This window comes from Acetobacter papayae (assembly GCF_047721125.1).
In the GTDB taxonomy this organism is placed as follows: domain Bacteria; phylum Pseudomonadota; class Alphaproteobacteria; order Acetobacterales; family Acetobacteraceae; genus Acetobacter; species Acetobacter papayae.
The window spans coordinates 39,486-61,926 of the sequence record NZ_JBDNWF010000008.1 but is presented as its reverse complement, the minus strand read 5'-3'; the positions used below and the strand labels follow the sequence as shown (position 1 = coordinate 61,926).

Here is a 22,441-nt window from a genome sequence, read left to right as displayed (position 1 = left end):
CGCTCATCGTGGGTCGATGGTCGTTGTTCCGGCAGCGGTGCGGGCGGTCTTGGTGGGCTGGTAGATATCCTGCACTACCGTTTCAGGGCGCAGGAAATGGCCGGGCGTTACGGCCCGCACACTATAGGCAAAACGGAAGGCACCGGCTGGCAGGGCATTATGGTCCTTGCTATCCGTATCGTCGGTTTCTTCCACGCTATTCGCGTCGATATTGAAGGCGGCGACAAAACGGTCGTCCCCGACTGAAATGGAACGCGCGGCGGTGGTTTGCCCAAGGAAAGGCAGCCCGTTGTCGGTGTCGTCGCTGTTTTCGGAACCACCACTGAGCGCGCCTTCAATTTCCCAGCCTGCGGGCAGCATGTCGGTTATGACGCATTGGTGCGGGTAGCGGTCTTTTACCGTGCCGTTGATAATCACCACAAAACGGTCGTTCTGGCGCAGATAATCCGGGTTAACCGGCTGGCCATCCATGTTCAGGGTGGAGACAGTCAGCGTAAACCCTTTTGATATGGGTTTTGCGGCTTCCTTGGGCGCGCCGTTTGTCGTGACTGAAAGCCAGAGCGGGGTGCTGCCAGCATTGGTGAGGGTATATCCCTGCTGTTCGGCTGGGGTAGGCGTAAAGGCAACCGGCAGATTCAGCGGTTCGGGCAGACGCTTGCCGTTGATGGCAATGGCCCGTCCGGCATTTTCATGGTTGAGCGCGCTGGCGGTTTCCAGCAGGTTGACCTTGCTCTGCTCCAACAGGTCCGCAGGGTTGGGGGCCAGCGTGGCAAAGCGGTCCATCAGATGTTGCGCCAGTGCCGTATCGCCGCTTTCGGCGGCGACCGCCGCTAGCCCTGTCAGGTCACGGACATAAATCCAGTATGCCGCGTCAAACTGGTAAGGCTGCCTGATTCTGGGGGGCACAAGGGCTTCGCGCGCAAAGGCAAAAACGTCATGGCCTGCGTTGCGCTGGTTGGCCAGCATCAGCCCGCCCGCCAGATGGCCGAGTGCGAGGGCACTCGCCTTTGTGGCGTTTGCTGCGTCTGAACCCCAGAACAGGGTGCGTTTCTGGTCGCTTCCACCAAAGATATTGATGTTGTCGTACAGCGCACGCAAGGCTGGTGCATTTGGGCGTCCGGCCTGTGCCAGCACATAAAGCGCATAGGCGCGGGTATCGGGGGTTATTGTGGTGTCGGTCGTATCGCTGTCAGTGTTGGAGGTATTGGCCTGTTCCGTAGCAAGCCAGTCCAGTGCGCGATTGAGAGCGGGTTGGGGCACGGCATAGCCCGCGGCTTTGGCCCGGCTGAGGAAGTCAACCAGATAGATCTGTGTTGACGGCAGGGTGCCACCATCGTTCAGGCGCCAGTCGCCAATGCGCCCACCTGCATCCTCGCGGTTGAGCAGTGTCGTGATGGCATTGCGGATAAACGGATCCACTCCCCCTTCGACCAGCTCCGCGCCCAGATGTTCATGCCCTTTGAAGGACAGCAGGGCGCGCGCGGTAGAGGCAAGGTTTTCTGATGATCCCCATGAAATATCCTGCAGGGATTGCAAAAGCCCGATCGTGTCCACGCCATTCACGCCGGTATAGCTGAGTGTCAGCGTGGCACCGGGTTCGAAATCCGCCAGCAGGTTGGGGGGGAGCGTATAGGACTCTCCGGGTGCCTGCTGGTGGGTCAGCGAGCGTGTTATGGGCAGGTGGCCTGCGCGCACCTGAATATCCCACGCGCGGGTTAGCAGGGTATGGCCGCTGGCATCATGCAGTGTTGCGGTAATATGGGTGATGCCCGGTGCCTGCGCGCTTAATGTGGTGGGGAAACTTTTGCGGGCTCCCTTTGTCAGATCAGCCGCGAAGTCATGCGCGCCGGTGAGTGTTACAGGCCCATCAGCCTTGAGGCTGACGGTGTAATGCCCGGTGGCGCCGTCTGTATTTACCAGAGAGACAAGGCTGGTGGCGGTATCGCCGGGCGCAAGAAAGCGTGGCAGCGTTATTTCTGTAAAGACAGGGTCGCGCACGATGGTTTCTGCACTGCCGGAGCCAACGGCATCATCACGCCATGCGGTGGCCATCAGATCCAGCGTGCCTTCAAAGTCCGGTACATCCAGCGTGACGACAGCATGGCCGCTGGCATCAGGCGTGACCTCGCCAGAAAAAAGCGAGACCACGCGGGTAGATGTTACGGCCAGCGCACTACCCTGACCACTCCCTTCATCCCCACCTTCGTGGATGGCGCCGGCAAGGCCGGAGGGAGTGAGCAGGTGCGCATACGTGTCTGTCACATCAATGGCCAATGCCTGCTGGCCATAAAGAGATTTGAAGATATCGGTCTGTTTCCAGTCTGTTAGTCCGATAATACCCTTGTCCACGGCGGCGAGCGTCAGGTGCAGGGGGCCAGTTTGCCCCCCTTTGATGGTTACGGGGATGCTCAGCTTCGTGCGGGACCGCACGACGTCCGGAGCCTTGAGCGAAACCGACAGGCGGTGTGCGGACTGATCCGTGCCGATATAGGCCAGCCCCACAGCGCGAATTGGCTCATGTGCCCGCGCAGGAGCGTCAAGCGGGCGGTAGAGTGTTGCCAGCACATAAGCGCCGCCGGGCCAGTCGGCTCCGGCCTGCACGGGAATATCCGCACCACCCTGCGGGATATCGAGCGTGCGGATGCTCTCGATATGATCCGTTGCGACAATAACCTGTGCTTTCCCGGCAAAGGGGGCCTCGATATGCACAGACGTACTGCCGTTGGGGGCAATGGTTGTCTCTTTGGGCGTAACGGTCAGGCGGTCGGGTGCGTTGGTCTGGCTGTTATCGGCCGACCACCAGCCGACATAGAACTTCCGCGAGCTTGAAACGCCTGTTGCCGGGTCGGTTACAACCAGCAGATAGCGTGCGGGGGCGAGAGACAGGGACAGGCTGGCGCGACCATTTTCCGCGGTGCTGGTGGTGCCATGCTGAACCGGCTCATCAATCACATGCTCATGAAAACTCCAGCGTCCGGCATCGTAAATCCAGTCATAAACGACGTTTTCGCGTGCGATGTTCCACGCAAGGTTCTTGATGGCTACGGGCTTGTCGTCCGGCCCGATGGTGACAATATCCGCCGGAACAGACTGTGTTTCGCCACTTGAGCCGCTGTCCTGAGTGCTGATCCCGATAATGGGTTGTGTGCGGGCCAGCGGCAGCGAGAGGGTCTGTTTAACAGCGCGGCCTGTTGGCTCGAAAAGCGAGGCCTCTATGACTGCGCTCAGGGGGCGGTTCTGCCCGGAGGGAAGGTTAGGGGTAACGGAAAAGGTCGTATTGCCCTGATCGTCGGTGTCGGGCACGGCCAGTTTCTGGTTGTTTTCATCGAGTGTCTGCGTGCACAGGCCAAAGGTGTAACCACTCAGGCCGGGCAGGGGCGTGGTGTCGGCAATGATTTTGACCCAGCCTTCCCCGTGCAGTCCGGTGGCAGGAGCTCCGTACAGGTAACGTCCGGTGAGTTGGACATCCAGCTCACCAGTGGCCGGGAATGTTTTGGCACTGCTTGTAAGTGTGGTTTCCAGTGTCTGCGGCACGAAGTCCTGCACCGAGAACGAGGCCCCGCCGATGGAGGGAGAGGTCGGGTCCGCATAGGCGGAGAGCGACCATGTGCCATGGGGGGCACTGCTGGCGAGCGTTTCCGTGGTGACAAAACCACCCCCCGCCCGCGCAGGCAGGGTTACGCGCTGGGTTTCAACGCCGTCAGGTCGTGTCAGGACAAGGACAAGCGGCTGGTTTGAAAGCGCGTTGCCTTTCTGATCACGTAGCAGGGCTGTGACGTTTACGGTTTCACCCGGGCGGTACAGGCCACGGTCTGTAACCAGCACCGCCTGCTGTGCGCCGGGAGCCGGATGCCCGGCGGAGCCGTGGTCAGAAAAATCGAACCAGGACTGGTTGACCTGTAGCATTGCAAAATCGCCCTCAGCCCCCTGCGCCATGACAGAGACAGGGGCCAGAGCCTGCTGGCCGCGTAGTAGCCCGGGGGCGAACACGGCCTGCCCGCTGCTGTCGGTGGTGAGCTGGCCCAGTTCGTCGCCATTCTGGGCTATGAGCGAGACAGCGATGCCGGACAGAAGTTTTGCTGTTGCAAGTGAGCGGACAAAAACATGCAGCCCGTCATGTCCCTGAATGGCAGACAGGCCGATATCGGAGACATTGACCCAGTGCATTGCAAGTTCGTCACTATCCATGTCGGACTGGGTCGTGGTGAGCAGAATGCTTTTTTCTGCCGGTGTGGCGGCGTTTTCCGCTGTGACAAGATACAGGCCGGATTGTTTGCCCTGCACTACTCCCGCGAGCGGGAAAGCGGTTGTAACGGTTTTGTTGTGGTCGTTTCTGATATCCAGCACACCAGCCCAGACGCGGGTAAGCTGCGCATTGTGCAGGGACAGGAACTCCCATGAAGACATGGAGGTGGCGGACAGGTCGATCCGGGGGCCGTTATCGGTTGTTCCGCTCATGCGCAGGGAGGACGCCTTGGGCAGACGCCATACGACAATACGTGCACGATCCATGTTGACGCTCTGCACATCGACCCCTGCGGCGGTCAGGCGCGGCAGGATATAGCCATTTCCTGTCAGGGCCAGTTGCGGCATGCGGTCGCCCGTGGCAACGGACACGTGGACAGGTACAGCCAGTTTGCCGCCCTCCATGTCGCGCAGGCCGGGGGAAAGGGCGATCTGGTAGCGTGTGTTCCAGCCCAGCCCCCCAAGGCACAGATCTGTACCACTGACCCGTACATCGGGTTTGAAGCTGGGGGTCAGGGTCAGGTGGTCGGCGTATTGCGGGGCAGCTGCGCTGTCCAGAGGCTGGTCAAAGCGCAGGCAGGCCTCTGGCGTATCTCCACCCGTGTTGAGGGTAAGGCGCTGGAAGTTTAGCCGGGGTGAGCCGGGCATATCAGGTGGTGTGGGTGTTTTTGCGGCACACAGGGGCGTTGCAAGGTAGGCAGTTGCCAGAACGATCAGGGCAGTCTGCTGTAGTTTCATGTTGAGTGTGCTTCCCGTGGTAGCCGGATGGCTGACTGGAGCCACCTTCAAAATAAGGGGCGATAATAATCGCGCCAGTGGAAATGGTAAAACAAATTGTTTCTGGCAAATGATTTTCTGTTTTTACTATTCTTTAATCTGCCCAGCGCATAGTCTCCTGCCCGGATTGCGTAATACACGCAGTATTGCTTGCACAGTGCAGCCCATGGCGGCGTGCCCGCCTGCCAGATATGCACGCCAGCAGCCAAATTTTGTGTTTCCCCGCGTATGGTGTGTGGCACTATGGCCGCCGGTCAGGAAAAGGCTAGATAAAATCAGTCTGTTCTCAACAGGAGCAGGATTGAGTAAAAATTTCAGGGAGACGATCATGAAACTGAGCGCGCGCAACCAGATCAAAGGCACCGTCGTTAAAATTGAAAAAGGGGCTACGACATCGCATGTCAGTATCGAAATCGGTGGCGGGGTCGTGCTCATGGCGTCCATCACCAATGAAGCCGTGGCCGATCTCGCCCTGACACAAGGCGCTTCCGCTTATGCCGTTATCAAGGCATCGGATGTCATGGTAGGGGTTGAGTAAGGCTTACGGTCTCTGGCAGACTGCATAAGTCAGGTGAATATCCGGTGATGTTCACCATCCCTCATCCCATTCCGGTCTGCCCCTGAAATAATCGGCCAGAAAATCCGATAATACCCGCACCTTCAGTGCAAGATGGCGGGCAGGCGGGTAGAGCGCATGCACGCCCAGAGGTGGAGCCTGTGCCTCCAGCAAGAGGGGAACCAGCCTGCCTTCGCGCAGTTTTGGCCCGGCAATGAAGCTGGGCAGTAGTGCCACGCCCAGTCCACGTTCAGCCGCCATGAGACAGGCCTCGCCATTGGAAAGGGTAATCCGCCCCGTAACCGGAATGGTGATGGACTGGCCCGATACCGTATTGCGGAATGGCCAGCTATAGGGGTTACGGAAATTGGTGTCGATAATGCATTCGTGGTGCGTCAGGTCTTCGGGTGTTGTGGGGGTGCCATGCGCTTCGAGATAGGCGGGAGAGGCAACCATGACAATTCTGGCATCGCAAAGCCTGCGGGCAATCAGGCTGCTGTCTGATAACTGGCCAATGCGCACGGCAAGGTCAAAACCATCCTCGACCAGATCAGCCAGACGGTCGGAAAAACTGACATCGAATTTCAGGGTCGGGTAGCGTTCGGCAAAGTCCAGAAGGGCGGGCATGAGCTGGGCGGAGCCGAACGACATGGGAGCCGTGATGCGTAGGCGGCCGGAGGGTGCGCCGCTGGTGTTGCGTATGGAGGCATCCAGCTCATCACGCTGTTCGAGCAGAACCTTGATACGCTCGTAATAAACCTGCCCGATTTCCGTTGGGGACAGAGCGCGGGTGGTGCGTTTGATAAGCTGGACACCCAGATCGGTTTCAAGCCGGGACAGCATTTTGGAGGCCTGACCGCTGCTGACCCCCATGCGCTCGGACGCCGCGACGAAACTCCCTGTTTCGAGAACGGAGACGAACAGACGGTCCAGACTGATGCGGTCAACCATACATGGCCCCTAGGCTAAAGGCTCCGCTGATGCCGGAGGCAGGCAAGTGTGAATGAAGGCGGCCGCCTGCGCAACGCCCTCTGCGGAGAGTGTATGCTCAACACCGGGCAGGATAACGGTTTTGACGGCTACCCCTGCCTGCTCCAGCGCCTGAGCTGCGCGGGCGGCCTCCTTTACCGGCATGATGGGGTCCGCATCGCCATGCACCAGCAATACGGGGGTATGCAGGGCTGGCGTGTAAGGGAGTGGTGAGGCCAGACGGCCAGAAAACGCCACCACACCCGCAACAGGCCAGCGGCCGGAAACAACCGCGTCCAGCGCCATGATCGAACCTTGTGAAAACCCGACTAGCACCATGCGCTCTGGCTGACCCGTCAGACCGGCATCATCCATGCAGGCCAGCAGGGTCGTATCAAACGTGGCGCGGGCCGAGGCAACCCGCTCCGCTCTGTTGGTGTCTGTCACACCCTGAATGCTGAACCATTGCCGCCCCATTGGGGCATGGTCAAAGGCAAAGGGCGCATCGGGGGCTGCAAAGGCAAGGTCTGGCCTCTGGGTGGACCATTGCCGGATAACGGGGGCAAAAGCGGCCCCGTGGCTGCCAACACCGTGGAGCAGAATGACAAGGCCGCGGCTCATGGCTGATAGCCCTTTCCGCGTGCCGTAGGGCTTAGATAGTGTGCCCAAGCAAGATCAGGCCCGAGCGGGACGATGGTGGTGGGGTTGAGGGCTTTGATAGAGTAGTAGCCTGTTTTGATGTGATCGAGGTTGACCGTTTCCGCAATGCCGGGCACCGCCAGCATGCGCTCAAGGTGGCGGCTGAGCGCTGGGTAATCCGCGATCCGTCGGCGGTTGCATTTGAAAAGCCCATGATAGGCGGCATCAAAACGCACCAGTGTGACAAACAGACGGATATCGGTTTCCGTCAGTGTGTTGCCCACAAGCCAGCCATCGTGCTGGTTCAGCAGGGCTTCGAGCGTGTCGAGCATGCCAAAGACATCAAGAAAGGCCTCGTCATAGGCTTCCTGCGTTGTGGCGAACCCGGCGCGGTAAACCCCGTTGTTAAGACGCTGGTAGAGGCTATCGTTCAGGGTATCGATCTGGGGTTGCAGGGCTATGGGGTACAGATCGTATTCAGCCGAGGCCAGAGCCCCAAAACCGGCATTGAACATGCGGACAATATCGGCGGACTCGTTGTTGACGATGGTGCGGGTTTTCTTGTCCCACAGCACCGGTACGGTTGCGCGGCCGGTAAAATGCGGGTCTGCACGGGTATAGAGCTCATGTATCCACGTGGCGCCATTGAGCGTGTCTTGGTCGGCTCCCGGATAATTGCCAAAGCGCCAGCCCTGATCGGTCAGGAACGGTTCCACCACAGACAGGGACACGCTCTCTTGCAGCCCTTTCAGCCTGCGTGCGATCAGTGTGCGCGAGGCCCATGGGCAGATCAGCGCCACATACAGGTGGTAGCGGTCTTTTTCGGCGGTAAAACCACCCGTACCGGTCGGGCCGGGGCGTCCGTCCGGTGTTACCCAGTTTCGGAAGGATGAGGTCTGGCGGACAAAACCGCCCTTTGCATCCTTGTTCTGCACGGGTTGCCAGTTTTCAACCCATTTTCCATCCACGAGCATAGGGGGCCTCTGTTCCTGTATTGGGGGACCATATGGCTGAAACGGCCCTGAAGGACTTGTGTTTCAGGCGCATACTGCATGAACCCCTGTGTAGGCTCTCCTGCCTGTGCTGAGTATCGGGGCGAATGGCACTGCATTTCTTCCGTAAAGGAATGAATGGGGGTGGTCACATCCTGCCGATGAAAGGGCATGCAATCAGTGTTCAGGTGGGATAAAAGGTTTTCAGAAAACAAAGGGCCATTCAATGAATACCGGATGCGCATCACTGCCGGGCCTGAGCGCGCCATTGTTCGGGCTTGTGCTGACTGGAGGGCAGAGTCAGCGCATGGGCACGGACAAGGCCGCCCTGCCATATGCGGGCCAGCCGCAGCTTGTGCGGGCGTTTACCTTGCTGAGCCCGCGGGTGGCATCCTGTTTTGTCTCGTTGCGTGAGGCGCAGCGCAACGACCCGTTGCGGCGGCACTATCCTGCCATTGTCGATACGCTGGAGGGGTGTGGGCCCATTGCGGGGCTTGTTGCGGCCCATACGGCGTATCCTGACGCGGCGTGGCTGGTGCTAGCCTGTGATATGCCACTGATGGACGGTGCCAGTCTTGATGTGCTGATCGCGCAGCGTGCGCCCCGCTACCATGCGGTGGCGTTCAGGAGTGAGCATGATAGCCTGCCCGAACCATTCTGCACGATCTGGGAACCTGCGGCCCTTGAGCTGCTGGGTCAGCAGGTGGCGGCGGGCAGGCTGAGCCCGCGCCGGGTGCTGGTGGATGAGGCCACACGGGTTGTACCGGCCCCTAGCCCCGTGGTGCTGCATAATGTCAATACCGGGCAGGAGCGTGAAAGAGCCGTGGAGATGATGAACACCATGCGGAATGTAGCCAGAAATGGGTGAGGGTTCCGGCACGCGGCTTTCGCCCCTGCGCCCCCTGTTTGAAACGCTGGACGTGACAGCGCTGGACAGCCCCGATGCGCCAGTTGCACTCAATGTTGCGGATGAAGTGCCAGTCAGGCTGGTTTTCAACGATATTTTCCCACACGGCACCATGATGCTGACGCCTGATGATCTGGAGGATTTCGCGTTTGGTTACTGCCTGACCGAACAGATTGTGCTGGGCGTGGAGCAGATCCGTTCTGTCAGGGTGGTGGATGAGGGCGATGGTCTGGCATTGCATATCGTCATAACGGGAGAGCGGCTGGCTCTGCTGCTCCGGCGCAGGCCCCGTGCCCAGACAGGCCATTCGAGCTGCGGCCTGTGCGGGAGCGATGACGTGCCTACTCCTGAAAATGTGGGCTGCGCGCCGCTGGCATGGGGGGGAGAAATTGCCGCTGAGGCCGTGCGGGATGCCCTGCACGCGCTTGAGGCGTGCCAGATGCTGAATGCCGCAACCCGTATGGTGCATGGTGCGGCTTGGGCTGACCCACAGGGGCGGATTCTGCTTATCCGTGAGGATATCGGGCGGCACAATGCGCTGGATAAACTGATTGGTGCGCGCATGCGCGCTCATGCCCGGCCTTCAGCCGGAATATGCGTGCTCACCAGCCGGTACTCGTTTGAAATGGCGCTCAAGACCGTGCGGGCAGGCATGGATATGGTTGTGGCGGTTTCTGCCCCCACGGGCCGGGCTCTGCGGCTGGCTGAAAGCATGAACCAGACCGTAATCGCCATTGCGCGGCCGCATAGGCAGTTTGTCTTTTGTGGGGGGCAGCGTCTGGTTGGGCGATAGGGAAAACAGGCGTGGGGAGGTTAAAAACGCCAGTATCCGGGTATTGAGGGAAATAGTACTAAGTTAATCACTATAATTTCCCATATATAGATAAAGTGACGGTATTCTTAAAATTTGAAATTATAAGACACAATGTCTTGATTAGGATCAAAGACATAGTAAACCGTACGTGTTTCAAATATTATCCATTTTGTAGCGATCAGAATAACAGGACACATCCTTATGACGAGCCTTGGGCGCAGAGCGTTTTTGGTGAACACCGGCACATGCGTCGCGGGTGCCAGTGCTATTGCTCTGGGGTTTGTCCCGCCCCGCGCGCAGGCGCAGGAAACGCGGCAGTACAAGCTGCTCCGCGCGCGTGAGACACGCAATAACTGCACCTACTGCTCGGTTGGCTGCGGTATTCTGATGTATTCTCTGGGAGACGGCGCAAAAAACGCCAAGCCTTCCATTTTCCATATCGAAGGGGATCCGGATCACCCCGTAAGCCGTGGCTCCCTTTGCCCCAAGGGTGCCGGGCTGGTCGACTTCATTCACAGCGAAAGCCGCCTGCAATACCCGTCCTATCGTGCGCCCGGTAGTCAGGAATGGAAGCGCATAAGCTGGGAAGAAGCGACCGACCGCATCGCCCGTCTGCTCAAGGATGACCGCGACAAGAACTTTATCCAGACCAACGCGAAAGGTGAGCGCGTCAACCGCTGGGTCAGCACCGGCATGTTGGCTTCTTCCGCCGCCAGTAACGAAACAGGGTTGCTGGATTTCAAGTTCGCCCGCTCGCTGGGTATTGTGGCGCTGGATTGTCAGGCCCGGCTTTGCCACGGGCCAACCGTTTCCGCGCTCGGTTCAAGCCTTGGCCGTGGGGCCATGACCAATAGCTGGGTGGATATCAAGAACGCCAATGTCGTGCTGATCATGGGTGGCAACCCGGCGGAAGCGCACCCGGTTGGTTTCAAATGGGTTATGGAAGCCAAGATCCGCAACGCCGCCCATGTGATGGTGGTGGACCCGCGCTTTAACCGTAGTGCAGCGGTGGCGGATTTCTATGCGCCAATCCGGGCCGGGTCCGATGCCGCTTTTCTGCTCGGTGTCGTCAATTACCTGCTGACCCATGACAAGATCCAGCATGAATATGTTGCGGCATATACCAATGCAGCCCTGATTGTGCGGGATGATTTCCAGTTTCATGATGGGCTGTTTACTGGGTACGATGCGAAAACCCGCAGCTATGACATGGCCTCGTGGGAATATGAGCGTGATGAGCAGGGCTATGCGAAAAAAGACCCCACGCTGCAAAACCCGCGCTGTGTGCTCAACCTGCTGCGTGAACACGCAAGCCGCTACACGCCTGAGCTTGTCTCTCAGATAACCGGCACGCCGGAAAAGGATTTTCTCCATGTTTGCGAAACACTGGCCGCCACCAGTGTTCCCGATCGCACCTCCACCATCCTGTTCGCGCTGGGGTGGACCCACCACACCAATGGTTCGCAGATTATCCGCACGGCGGCCATTGTGCAGATGCTTCTGGGCAATATCGGTATGCCCGGTGGTGGCATGAACGCCTTGCGGGGCCATTCGAACATTCAGGGCTATACCGATCTGGGCCTGCTTTCCACCCGCCTGCCCGGTTACATGAACCTGCCCAAGGACAGCCAGCAGACACTTGATACCTATCTGCAGGACACGACCCCCAAGGCTGATGAACAGGGTGAGGTCAATTACTGGCACAATACGCCCAAGTTCTTTGTCAGTCTGATGAAAACCCTGTGGGGCGATCATGCGACGGCCGCCAATAACTGGGGTTATGAATGGCTGCCCAAATGGGATCGCAGCTATGACATGCTGGCCTATTTCGACCTGATGGGGCAGGGCAAGGTTAACGGCTATATCGCGCAGGGTTTCAACCCGCTGGCTGCCATGCCGGACAAGAACCAGATGCGCGATGCGCTCTCCAAGCTCAAATTTCTGGTCACGATCGACCCGCTTGATACGGAAACAGCCAATTTCTGGCAGAATCAGGGTGTGTATAACGACGTAAAACCCGAAGATATTCATACCGAGGTTTTCCGTCTGCCCTCCACCTGCTTTGCCGAGGAAAATGGCTCCATCGTCAATTCCGCGCGGTGGCTGCAATGGCACTTCGCCGGGGCGAAACCGCCGGGCGATGCATGGGGCGATGGCCGTATTCTGGGCACGATCTTTACCAAGCTGCGTGCTCTTTACGCCAAGGAAGGCGGCGTATGCCCCGAGCCTGTGCTGAACATGCAGTGGAACTACCGTGACCCTGAAGAGCCCACGGCAGAAGAAGTGGCGCGCGAAGCCAATGGGTACGCTCTGGCCGATATTCAGGATGCGTCTGGCGCGGTTGTCGTGCGCAAGGGCGAACTGCTGCCTGATTTCTCGGTTATGAAAGATGATGGCACGACAAGTAGCTATTGCTGGATTTTTGCCGGGTCATGGACGCAGGCTGGCAACCAGATGGCCCGGCGCGACAATACCGATACCGGGCTTGGCAACACACCGGGCTGGGCCTGGGCGTGGCCTGCCAACCGGCGTTTGCTCTATAACCGCGCCTCGCTTGACCCGCAGGGCCGCCCATGGGACCCGCGCCGCCAGATTATCGAATGGAACGGACAGCGCTGGACAGGGGCCGATGTGGCGGATTATCCGCCTACCTCGCCGCCGGGCAGCGGAGTTGGGCCTTTTATTATGCAGAGCGAAGGCGTGGCGCGCCTGTTCTCGCGCAAGGGGCTGGTGGATGGCCCGTTCCCCGAGCATTACGAACCGACAGAAAGCCCCATTATGGGCGGTGCATTGGGCAAGACCGTGCGGCACAACCCGGTTGCACGCATGTTCCCTGATGACGTGTCGCGCATGGGCAAGCCTGAACAGTTCCCTTATGTGGCGACAACCTATTCCGTTACGGAGCTGTTCCGCCACTGGACAAAACATTCACGGCTGAACGCCATTATGCAGCCCGAACAGTTTGTCGAAATTGGTGATCGTCTGGCGGGCAAGCTGGGTATTGCGGCGGGGGATATGGTGCGCGTTTCCTCACAGCGTGGCTATATCGAGGCCAAGGCCGTGGTGACCAAGCGGCTCAAGCGGTTGAATGTGCTGGGTCAGGAACTCGATCAGGTGGGTATTCCCTGCCACTGGGGCTTTAAGGGGGCTACGCGCAAGGGCTTTCTGGCCAATACGCTTACACCGGCCATGGGAGACGTGAACTCCCAGACACCGGAGTTCAAGGCGTTCCTTGTTAATGTCGAGAAAGTCTGAGGAGCGCTGAACAATGGGCATGCAGTCACAGGATATTATCAGACGCTCCGCCACCAACGGTTTTACACCTGCGCCACAGGCACGCAGCCATGAAACCGAGGTGGCTAAGCTGATCGATGTTTCCCTCTGCACGGGGTGCAAGGGGTGTCAGGTCGCGTGTTCCGAATGGAACGACCTGCGCGATGAGGTCGGGCATAATGTGGGTATTTACGATAACCCCGCCGATCTGACGTCTGAAACATGGACCGTCATCCGGTTTGACGAGGTGGAGGACGAAAGCGACAAGCTGGAATGGCTGTTGCGCAAGGAAGGCTGCATGCATTGCGAGGACCCGGGTTGCCTCAAGGCCTGCCCGAGCCCCGGTGCCATTTTGCAGTTTGCCAATGGTATTGTCGATTTCCAGTCCGACCAATGTATCGGGTGCGGTTACTGCGTGGCGGGCTGCCCGTTTGATATTCCCCGTATCAGCAAAACGGATAACCGTGCCTATAAATGCACACTTTGTGCAGACAGGGTGGCGGTGGGGCAGGAACCAGCCTGCGTGAAAACATGCCCCACAGGCGCGATTTCTTTCGGCTCCAAGGCAGAAATGAAGGATCTGGCGGCAGACCGCGTGGATGAACTCAAAGGGCGTGGCCATAATGGTGCTGGCCTGTATGACCCGCCGGGTGTTGGCGGCACGCATGTCATGTACGTGCTGACCCACGCTGACAAACCCGAGCTTTATCATCGCCTGCCAGCCGACCCGACTATCAGCCCTGTTGTGCGGGGCTGGAAGGAGTGGCTCAAACCACTCGGTGCGCTTGGTTTTGTCGCAACTGTGGCCGGGGCCTTTGCCCATTACATGGGGGTTGGCCCCAATGAGACGGACGAAACACCCCATAAGGAGCCGGAGCCAGACCCGGCGGAGCAGAAGCCCGATAACGGGCCTTCAGACAAAGTGGGAGATGCGTGATGGATACTGATAATCGCGTGCTGCGCACAAAGTTTGGTGACCGTCTGCTCCACTGGACAATGGTGAGCTGCTTCTTTCTTGTCGCCATGTCCGGTTTGTCGTGGTTTTTCCCGAGCCTGCACTGGCTGGGCAGCGTACTCGGGCCGCCGCAGCTTGCGCGTATCCTGCACCCGTTTCTGGGGGTGGCGGTATTCGTGCTGCTGATGTGCATGTTCGTGCGCTTTGTGCATCATAACATGCCGGTGCGCACCGATGCTGTCTGGTTCCGCCATGTTCTCGATGTGCTGCTGAACCGGCATGGGCAGAAACTCCAGATCGGCAAATATAATGCCGGGCAGAAAATCCTGTTCTGGGGCATTATGGCGCTGATCAGCGCGCTGTTCGTGACGGGGTTGGTGATCTGGCGCGCCTATTTTGCCATGTATTTTCCCATTCCGGTTATCAGGCTCGCCCTTCTGGCCCATTCGGCGGCGGCTTTGGCCCTGATCCTGCTGGTGCTGGGGCATATTTACATGGGGCTGTGGGTGCGCGGGTCTATTACGGGCATGATTACCGGCTATGTTTCGCGCGCCTGGGCACGTCAGCATCATGACAGATGGTATGCCGAGGAAGTAGCCCCTGAAGACACCACGCCCGTAAAGCCTCATTCCTGATGCAGCCTGATTCCGACATTGTTCCGCTGGACAAGCGGACACCGGGTGTGGCGGCCATTGAACCGCTGATTTTTCCCCGGCTTGATCGCCTTTACACACGGCGTGCGGAAAAACTGCGCGCGCTGACGGAAAGCGAAGAAGAAAATACGCCGTTACTGAACAGCGAATATTTTCTTTTTCTGGCGCATCTGGTCGATGGGCAGAAAAAGTTTGTCGAGCAGTTTCCCTTCAACGCGGCAGATGCCGCGATTATCCGTAATCTGGCAAAGGATGGTTACGGGCAGACAGGTCTTGAAGACACGCTTCTGGCCCTGACTGTCTGGCAATCTGCCTACGCGCAGTTGATGGAAGACCTGCGGCCTCACTTACAGCCATCGGTCGCAACGGCGCTGATAGCCGCTCTGGATACGCCCGCCACCCTGAGCGGGCAGGCTGCGCTGCTGCTGCGTGGGCAGTATGATCAGGTTGATCCGGGACTGGCGGTTATTCTGTGGGCAGCTTTGTCCGTGTGCTGGGCGCAGGCCATGAGCCAGCATGAGGTGGTGGCTGGTATCGGGCAGGCTACGCATTGCCCCTGTTGCGGAGCACCGCCGGTCGCAAGTCTTGTGCTTGGGGGCGACCGTGAGGGCCTGCGTTATCTGCAATGCAGCCTGTGCGAGACGCGCTGGCACCGGGTGCGGGGTGTCTGTGTAAACTGCCACTCTTCGGCTGATATTCAGCACTATTCACTTTATGAAAAAGCCCCCGAACAGGCAGAAGCCTGCGGTGAGTGCGAAACCTATATCAACGTATATCGTTTGGATTACGACCCTGATCTGGAGGCAGTATCGGGTAATTTCGTCAGCCAGATACTGGATGGTCTTGTAGAGCAGGAAGGGTTTTCTGGTTTTGGTTTTAACCCTTTTGCCTTCCCCGGATAAATTCGGGCCCGATAGAAAACCGGATATAAGAAACGAGAGAGCCTGAATGCCGGACGATACACCCTGTATGGTTGAATATGATACCGCACAGGCTATTCTGACTGCCGCACTCAACCGGTTGCTGCACGACAGGGTGGAAACCGTTACCCCTCTGCAGGCCTGTGGCCGTGTGTTGGCGGAAGATGTGCAGGCCAGAAGCCCCCGGCCAGAGGTCGATATTTCCGCCATGGATGGATATGCCTTCCGCCTTGGGGAGATGCAGCAGGTTGGTGCTGCGGGCCTTCCGGTGCGGGGTTATATTGCGGCGGGTACAAGACCTGCTCCCCTTCCTGCCGGTGTTGCCTCCGAAATCCTGACGGGTGCGCGTATTCCTGATGGAGCGGATTGCGTGGTGGCGCGGGAGCGGACAGCACTCGTGAGTGGCCATGTCGTTCTGGCGGAGGGTGTTACTGCCAAGCCGGGCATGAATATCCGCTGGGCAGGAGAAGAGTTTTGTGCAGGGCAATGCCTTCTTGAAAGGGGTACAAAGCTGGATTGGCGGCATGTGCCCTTGCTGCTCGATCAGGGCAAGACGGCGGTAAAGGTTTACCGGCCCCTGACCGTGAGCGTGTTAGCCAATGGCGCGGAATTTGGCTGTCAGGCGGAAGATGGCCGAACGGAACTGAATACACACATGCTCGAAGCCATGCTGCGCAGCGAAACCGTGTGTGTGACCAGACAGGTTGCGGCCTCGGACAATCCTGACGAGTTGGAAAACGCTCTGCGCCGCTGTCTGCAACAGGCGGACGTGGTGGTAACGACAGGGGGGATTTCTGTCGGCCAGACAGATCATGTCCTGCCTGTGCTGCAACGGATGGGGGCATCCTGTCTGTTCCGCAGGGTTCGCATGCGGCCGGGCAAACCCATGACGGTCATGCAGGTGGGCAAGACGGTTGTGTTCTGCCTGCCGGGCAATCCGGGGGCGGCGGCGTTATGCGCCCAGCTTTTTGTTGTGCCGTTTCTGGCCGCCATGAGCGGTTGTGCCGCGCAGTTGCAGCCGCGTATGCCCGTTATGGGGCGTAGTCAGTTTGCCTATATGCCGCCGCCGGATGCAACGTGCTTCCTGCCGGTTGCGGCTCATAATGATGGGGATGAAACCCGTTTCAGCCTTGTGCCTTCGGTCGGGGCGTCGGACATCCAGTGCCTGACCCGCGCTTGTGGGGTTATGCAGGTTGATGCGGGCTGTGCGGTGCAGGCGGAAGACTGGGCGCGGATGATACCGTTTAGCGCGCTCAACGCGTAGGTTCTGCCTGATCCAGCACTATGGGGGCTGCATTTTTTCTTATGAATGCAGCAATGTCTTCAAGAGCATCTAGCGCCATGAAGGTCAGGTCAGGTCGGTGTTGCGGTATGCTTGGGCTGTCTGTCACCACCAAGGAAATCGCTGCTGTATCGGGAAAAAGCGGGGGTTTTTGTGTAGTAGGCCGCCAGACTTCCAAACTGGCGGGAACCGTCGCATGAAAGCCTTCCACTAAAATCAGGTCCACGGGGCTCATGGCCTGTAAAAGCGTGGTCAGGGAGGGCGGGTGATCCATTTCATGCTGGAGCACCCATCGCTGCGGGGTTGCCAGCATGACTTCATGCGCACCATTTTGCCGGTGCAGGAACGTATCCTTGCCCGGCTGATCCATATCCACACCATGATGGGTGTGTTTGATAGTCGAAACCTTCATGCCAGTTTCAAGAAAAATCGGTAAAAGACGCGTAATGAGCGTTGTTTTTCCTGATCCGCTGCGCCCGGTTATACCAAAGATTGATTGTGTGCGAGCAACTGGCATGCGGTGGGTCACTGGCTTTGGCAAATGCCGTGGTTACTGAATTTGCGCCTGATAGGCAGCCAGTTTTGTGTTGATGTCTTTTGCAAGTTTGACCAGATCCATATTGGATGAGGCGATGATTTCAGCATCGAGCACGGGTTTCATCCGGGCGATTTCAAGGGTGAGGTAGCGGATATACTGGCGGTCGAAAGCCGCGCCATGGAGTGTTTTCAGCCGGTTGATGACGCTCTGGTCTTCTTTGGGGGCCGCAGTAGGCAACGTGATGGTATGGGGGGCAACCAGCTTTGCAAGGGTAGCCTGCTGGGCTGTGGTGTCCTGCGCGATGGTCGCACCCAGTGTTGCGAGGTCACTGCGGCCTGCATTGGTTTTGGCACTGGCGGCGGTAGCGCTCTGCACGATGTTCATGGTGTTGAGCTGCTGCACGAAGGCAATATCGGCTGGCGTGAGTGCTACAACAGTCGCTTTCAGCGGGGGCAGGGGTGGAGCTGGCGGCTGTGCATGGGTGCAGGCACCGAGCGCGAGCAGCGATGTCATGAGGGGCAGCAGGGCGTGCAGCCTGAAGCGCGATGCTGTTGACATGATCGGCGGTGTCTCCCTGAAGTCTTTGCTCTGTAACGCTGTCGGGCGGGGCATGCCTGCACCACCCCGGCCTGCTGGCCTTGACGATTAAGCCCCCATGATGATGGCTCGGGCAGCGGAAGGCAATGCTGGGGTAGAAGATTATGTGCCGCCCCGGCCCTATTGGGGCGTGTGGTCGGGTTGGTGCGCCTGTTCATGTGGCCGCAAGGGTTGCATCTGGTGGAAAGGGCGCATTAAGTTGACCAGACAGGTCCGTTATGGTGCGCCTGCCAACAGGCCAGAATGTGGAGAGACCCCGGTAGATGAAGTATCGTAATGTGAGTGCGCTGTGCCTGTCTTTTTCGCTTTTTGGCCTGAGTGGATGTGGATATTTTGATTCGCGGGCGGCTCACAAGGCGCAGGTTACCATGATTGGCATGACATCGTATGACCTTCAGGCCTGTGCCGGTTTGCCCAGTTCCACCAAGCAGCTTAACGATACGACACAGATTTTTGTCTATACCGGCACCCAGCCGCAGCCGAGCTTTGGGGGGTCTACCCTTATTCCGGTAGGGGATATTGTCACAACCGTTGCCCAGCTTGGCGGTGGTGGGGGTACATCCTGCACAGCCGTAATCCGTCTGGATCATGATCGGGTGTCAGATGTGCATTATGCCGGTAATAACGACGAGATTATTGGCACAGACGGGATCTGCTCCATTATTACCCGTGGCTGCGCCCGCCAGCCTGAAGGCACGATGAAGTCCTCGGCCGGGGGTGTGTTCGGGGTTTCTGCGTTCCATTCACCGACAACACCTAACCAGTCCACCTCGGCTACCTATTCTACCCAGTCGGGCGGGGTTGTGGTCAATCCTGACAAGACTTCCTCCGAACCGGCGATTATTCCGCGCACCAAGTAAGGGGTGCTCTGCTCAAGTGCTTGCCCGTAAGGAGTGCTTGGGCGGGGGCAGGGCTTAGCTGCGGGGGTATTGTGCTGCCTGTTGCGCTTTGATCGTAACCCAGTGGAGGGCTGTTTCCGCCTCTGGCAGATCAAGCGCACCGGAATCGACATCCTGACCAATGCTCAGCGATGCCTGATCAACCTGAGTTATCAGGCCGTAGTCCGGCCCCATTGCCGCCGGGCCATAATGCTGGTGCGCAAGAGCAATGCAGTTAAAGCGCTCATAAGCACTGCCTTTTTTGAACGGATAAGACGCAAAACACTGCGATACAGCCTCGTGCATGGCACCGCGGCCTTGATCATCTACGCATCCGCAAAGCAGAAAACCCAGCATGCCTAGCGTGTATGGAATGGCAAGGCGTGGTCTGCTGGTCATGCGTGTTTTGTCTGGCTTCATGCGTCTGGCCGTATTGTCGGTCTGTATCATGCCATATGCCGGAAGCAGCCGGTTTCATGGTCGTTTATCAGCCCGCAGGCCTGTAGCCACGCATGTACGATAACTGGCCCCACAAAGCTGAAACCACGTTTTTTCAGGGCGAGGGAGAGCGCATCACCCTGTGCGGAGCGGGGGCTGTGCGTATCGCCCTGACCCATGATGGGCTGATGATCGGTAAAGCTCCAGACAAAATGCGAAAAATCCTCACCATTATCCTGCATGGTCAGGTAGGCCCGGGCATTGCGGATGGTGGCGGTAATTTTCTGCCGGGAGCGGACAATGCCACTATCGGCCATAAGCCGTTCAATATCGCTTTCGCCGTAAAGTGCGATACGGGCTGGATCAAAACCCTCGAACGCCCGGCGGAATGCCTCACGCTTGAGCAGGATGGTGCGCCATGAAAGACCGGCCTGAAAACCATCAAGTATGAGGTTCTCCCATAATGTTCGGCTGTCGCGTACCGGCACGCCCCACTCCCTGTCATGATAGGTCCACTGGGTGGGGTCGTTCTGCGCCCAGCGGCAGCGTGTCAGAGTGTCGCTCATCGTACTTTCCGGAACGTCAGGTTATAGCGCAATGCGCCCGTGAGCGGGTGCATGCCTTCTTTGAGGGCACTGATACCATGAAACACCAGACGTGACGGCCCTCCCCAGACAGCGACATCGCCATGGGTCAGCCGGTAGCGTGCTGTGGGGTCATTGCGCTGTAGCCCACCCCACAGAAAGGTTGCAGGCAAACCGAGCGAGACTGAAACGATGGGCGCGTTATGGTCTTGCTCATCCCGGTCCTGATGCAGGGAAAGGCGGGTGCCCGGTGCGTAGCGGTTGATGAGGCAGGCATCGGGTACAAACGCGCTGAAACCCACAGCCTGTGCAGCCCTGCTGGCAAGTTCCATGAACAGGGGTGGTATGGGTGGCCATGCAAGCCCTGTCTGGGGGTCTATTGGTGTGTAACGGTAGCCGGAGGGGTCTGAAATCCAGCCTAGTGAGCCTGCATTGAGCATGGCTACGGACATGTGCCGGCCACCCGGTGTCTGCATATGGCGAAATGGTGCCAGCCGGGAAAGATGCTCGACCTGTTTGAGAAGCATATCGGCCTGATCAAGGGCAAAACCGCCAAGGATGGCGGCTTCTGGCCCGAGGTCGGTCCGGCGGCGTTCGAAGGCAAAGAGATCAGGCAGCATTGTAAAAATATGCGTCCATGCTGTGGGCTGGTGCGGCATGCGCCCATGCTGACCAAGCCTTGCCTATAACATGGTAACAGCCCGCGCCGAATGCCACAGGCAAGGCTGCTTATCGCAGTTTTTCAGGGCGTGTGGTCGGGTGTCTGGGGCGGTGTGCGTGCTTCACGCTGTTCGATCAGCCACAGCCCCCGCACCATCGCCTGTAGGTGATGGTCCATATAGGCCAGGACTTCCTGATGCGGGATGCCCTGACTGGTTCGCATCGCGCGCACCATGCTGTCCGCATTCGTCATCAGCCACTGGTGTTCGCCAATCCGGCTGCCTGTGCGGGTGATGGCGCGCAGGCGGCGTTCCACCCATGCGGTAGTGCGCCGCAGGTGGTTGTCAGCACGAAAGGGCAAAATGGTGACAAAGGTAAAGCGCACGAACAGCACAGCCGCCAAAAAAGCCAGTGCCGTGTTGAGAAATGCAGCCTCATCCAGCCGTCCCGTATTGGAAGGGCCGATCAGAACAGGCAGGAACATGTTGAAAGCAAAGGCCTGATTGACCAGCCGGGGTGAGCGCGCGGCCAGCCCACCTATGACCATCGGCACAAGCAGCAGCAATGCCAGACATTCTGGCGCGGTGACGGAGGGGATTATCAGAAAGACGCAAACCCCCGCCACCCCCGCGCACAGGGCTGCCCCATGGTAGAAACCGGCCGAGGCCAGAGCAGGCACTTCGCGCGTGGCCAGCAGCCCGTATACCAGTGCTACGAATGAGACAAAGGTAGGCCCGGCAGGCCATGCCGTAACAATCCAGACCAGCCATGCGGCCAGAATGCCAAAGGTCGCCCGGATACCGTTATGCAGGGCTTCGACTGCATGGCGGGGCGAACGGCTGGCAAAGCGGAAGCGGTCCCGCCGGGGTGGGGCCAGAATGGCGCTGATATGCTGGCGCGCTGCCGTCAGATCGCGCGTGCAGATGGTTTGGGCTGCGCCACCACGCGCATGGGCCATGGCGGCAAGCAGGTTGGCAAGTGCCGCACGGGCGTGGTCAGCCGCATGCCCCTGTCCGCCGCCCATTTCCAGCACATCGAATTCAACACGGGCGTTGGTGGCCACCAGATCGCTCAGCAGGTGGCTTTCGGTTTCCACATCAAAGGCAGCGGGAGAGGGGCTGACACCTGCGGCCACCCTGTCCACCAGCGCGCGCAGGCGTGCGGGCAGGCGGATACGGGCTGCCGTGCGCGCACCGGGGAGGAACAGTACGGCCAGAGCCGATTCACATAAAATACCCAGCACAATGTAGCTGCCACGTGCGATAGCGATATCGAAAACACTATCCGGCTGCTCAATGGCTCCGGCGGCAACAATGGCCGAGGTAAAACTGGCGACAAGCAGGCCATAGCCCCGGTAGCCATCGAAAAAGGTGGCTCCGCCACAGCACAGGCCGATCCATAACGCCAGCCCCACAAAAAACAGCCCTTCCTGCTGGGGAAACAAAGCAATCAGGCCTACGCCTGCAACGCAGCCAACTCCTGTGCCCGCCAGTCGCCAGCGTGCTTTTGACAGCGATTCCCCGCGTGATGCAGTTGCCACGACCCAGACTGTCAGGGGAGCCCATTGCGGGCTGTCCAGTTCCATCCACATGGCGATAAGCAGCGAGAGCATTGCTGCCAGCGTGTTGCGCAGCGCAAACCCCAGATCGGCCATGGCAGGGGCGGTCAGCCAGCGCCAGCGGTCGCTCCATACGGGCAGGTTGGTCCCTGCCAGCCCAGCGCTTATTGATCCTTCCGCCACCGCTCCGCTCCAAAAAGCGACAA

Annotated in this window: 19 protein-coding genes; 9 read left to right on the top strand and 10 right to left on the bottom strand. The window is 58.9% G+C overall.

The window, feature by feature from the left end; translation table 11 throughout:
• Positions 1–3: 3 nt before the first annotated feature.
• A complete protein-coding gene (locus ABF757_RS04440) occupies positions 4–4,983 on the bottom strand; it encodes an alpha-2-macroglobulin family protein (RefSeq protein ID WP_415481098.1) in 4,980 nt (1,659 codons plus the stop codon).
• A gap of 367 nt (positions 4,984–5,350) precedes the next feature.
• Between ABF757_RS04440 and ABF757_RS04435 the strand changes: the two genes are divergently transcribed.
• Complete coding sequence (locus tag ABF757_RS04435; protein ID WP_415481097.1) at positions 5,351–5,560, top strand: TOBE domain-containing protein; 210 nt, start codon at positions 5,351–5,353, stop codon at positions 5,558–5,560.
• Positions 5,561–5,611: 51 nt separating this feature from the next.
• Here the strand turns inward: ABF757_RS04435 and ABF757_RS04430 are convergent, their stop codons facing one another.
• The 3 genes from ABF757_RS04430 to ABF757_RS04420 are packed head-to-tail and all read right to left on the bottom strand — an operon-like array spanning position 5,612 to position 8,160.
• The gene (locus ABF757_RS04430) at positions 5,612–6,529 is read right to left on the bottom strand and encodes a LysR family transcriptional regulator (RefSeq protein WP_415481096.1); all 918 of its coding nucleotides are present in this window, start codon (positions 6,527–6,529) and stop codon (positions 5,612–5,614) included.
• Between the two features lie 9 nt (positions 6,530–6,538).
• Entirely contained in the window at positions 6,539–7,168 is a 630-nt protein-coding gene (locus ABF757_RS04425) for an alpha/beta hydrolase (protein ID WP_415481095.1), read from the bottom strand.
• Complete coding sequence (locus ABF757_RS04420) at positions 7,165–8,160, bottom strand: glutathione S-transferase family protein (RefSeq protein WP_415481094.1); 996 nt, start codon at positions 8,158–8,160, stop codon at positions 7,165–7,167. The genes ABF757_RS04425 and ABF757_RS04420 overlap by 4 nt, the downstream gene beginning before the upstream one ends.
• Positions 8,161–8,404: 244 nt before the next feature.
• Between ABF757_RS04420 and mobA the strand changes: the two genes are divergently transcribed.
• The 7 genes from mobA (at position 8,405) to ABF757_RS04385 (ending at position 16,964) form a co-directional block, all read left to right on the top strand.
• Positions 8,405–9,046 carry a molybdenum cofactor guanylyltransferase gene (gene mobA, locus ABF757_RS04415; RefSeq protein WP_415481093.1) on the top strand — a complete coding sequence of 214 codons (642 nt, stop codon included), beginning with the start codon at positions 8,405–8,407 and terminating at the stop codon, positions 9,044–9,046.
• Positions 9,039–9,878: a formate dehydrogenase accessory sulfurtransferase FdhD gene (gene fdhD, locus ABF757_RS04410; RefSeq protein ID WP_415481092.1), complete on the top strand. Its 840-nt coding sequence runs from the start codon at positions 9,039–9,041 to the stop codon at positions 9,876–9,878. Before mobA ends, fdhD begins: the two co-directional genes overlap by 8 nt.
• 222 nt (positions 9,879–10,100) lie before the next feature.
• The gene (gene fdnG / locus ABF757_RS04405; RefSeq protein ID WP_415481091.1) at positions 10,101–13,154 is read left to right on the top strand and encodes a formate dehydrogenase-N subunit alpha; all 3,054 of its coding nucleotides are present in this window, start codon (positions 10,101–10,103) and stop codon (positions 13,152–13,154) included.
• 13 nt (positions 13,155–13,167) lie between these two features.
• Positions 13,168–14,109 carry a formate dehydrogenase subunit beta gene (gene fdxH, locus ABF757_RS04400; RefSeq protein ID WP_415481090.1) on the top strand — a complete coding sequence of 314 codons (942 nt, stop codon included), beginning with the start codon at positions 13,168–13,170 and terminating at the stop codon, positions 14,107–14,109.
• Positions 14,109–14,762, top strand: coding sequence for a formate dehydrogenase subunit gamma (locus ABF757_RS04395; RefSeq protein ID WP_415481089.1), 654 nt, complete (start codon positions 14,109–14,111; stop codon positions 14,760–14,762). The genes fdxH and ABF757_RS04395 overlap by 1 nt, the downstream gene beginning before the upstream one ends.
• Positions 14,762–15,682, top strand: a complete 921-nt coding sequence (locus ABF757_RS04390) for a formate dehydrogenase accessory protein FdhE (RefSeq protein ID WP_415481088.1) — start codon at positions 14,762–14,764, stop codon at positions 15,680–15,682. The genes ABF757_RS04395 and ABF757_RS04390 overlap by 1 nt, the downstream gene beginning before the upstream one ends.
• Before the next feature lie 46 nt (positions 15,683–15,728).
• On the top strand, positions 15,729–16,964 hold the full coding sequence (locus tag ABF757_RS04385; protein WP_415481087.1) for a molybdopterin molybdotransferase MoeA: 1,236 nt from the start codon (positions 15,729–15,731) through the stop codon (positions 16,962–16,964).
• Here ABF757_RS04385 and mobB read toward each other — a convergent pair.
• Together mobB and ABF757_RS04375 are read right to left on the bottom strand one after the other, a co-directional pair.
• Entirely contained in the window at positions 16,954–17,499 is a 546-nt protein-coding gene (mobB, locus tag ABF757_RS04380) for a molybdopterin-guanine dinucleotide biosynthesis protein B (protein WP_415481086.1), read from the bottom strand. The genes ABF757_RS04385 and mobB overlap by 11 nt on opposite strands.
• A gap of 33 nt (positions 17,500–17,532) precedes the next feature.
• The gene (locus ABF757_RS04375) at positions 17,533–18,078 is read right to left on the bottom strand and encodes a DUF4142 domain-containing protein (RefSeq protein WP_415481085.1); all 546 of its coding nucleotides are present in this window, start codon (positions 18,076–18,078) and stop codon (positions 17,533–17,535) included.
• A gap of 407 nt (positions 18,079–18,485) precedes the next feature.
• Here ABF757_RS04375 and ABF757_RS04370 point away from each other — a divergent pair, with 407 nt between their 5' ends.
• On the top strand, positions 18,486–18,977 hold the full coding sequence (locus ABF757_RS04370) for a hypothetical protein (protein ID WP_025859851.1): 492 nt from the start codon (positions 18,486–18,488) through the stop codon (positions 18,975–18,977).
• 54 nt (positions 18,978–19,031) lie between these two features.
• Here ABF757_RS04370 and ABF757_RS04365 read toward each other — a convergent pair whose 3' ends face one another.
• From ABF757_RS04365 to ABF757_RS04350, 4 genes are all read right to left on the bottom strand, one after another.
• Positions 19,032–19,445, bottom strand: a complete 414-nt coding sequence (locus tag ABF757_RS04365) for a hypothetical protein (RefSeq protein WP_415481084.1) — start codon at positions 19,443–19,445, stop codon at positions 19,032–19,034.
• Complete coding sequence (locus tag ABF757_RS04360) at positions 19,442–19,999, bottom strand: DNA-3-methyladenine glycosylase I (RefSeq protein ID WP_415481083.1); 558 nt, start codon at positions 19,997–19,999, stop codon at positions 19,442–19,444. The genes ABF757_RS04365 and ABF757_RS04360 overlap by 4 nt, the downstream gene beginning before the upstream one ends.
• Entirely contained in the window at positions 19,996–20,637 is a 642-nt protein-coding gene (gene alkB, locus ABF757_RS04355) for a DNA oxidative demethylase AlkB (RefSeq protein ID WP_415481082.1), read from the bottom strand. The genes ABF757_RS04360 and alkB overlap by 4 nt, the downstream gene beginning before the upstream one ends.
• 122 nt (positions 20,638–20,759) lie before the next feature.
• Positions 20,760–22,418, bottom strand: coding sequence for an FUSC family protein (locus ABF757_RS04350; RefSeq protein ID WP_415481081.1), 1,659 nt, complete (start codon positions 22,416–22,418; stop codon positions 20,760–20,762).
• Between the last annotated feature and the right edge of the window lie 23 nt (positions 22,419–22,441).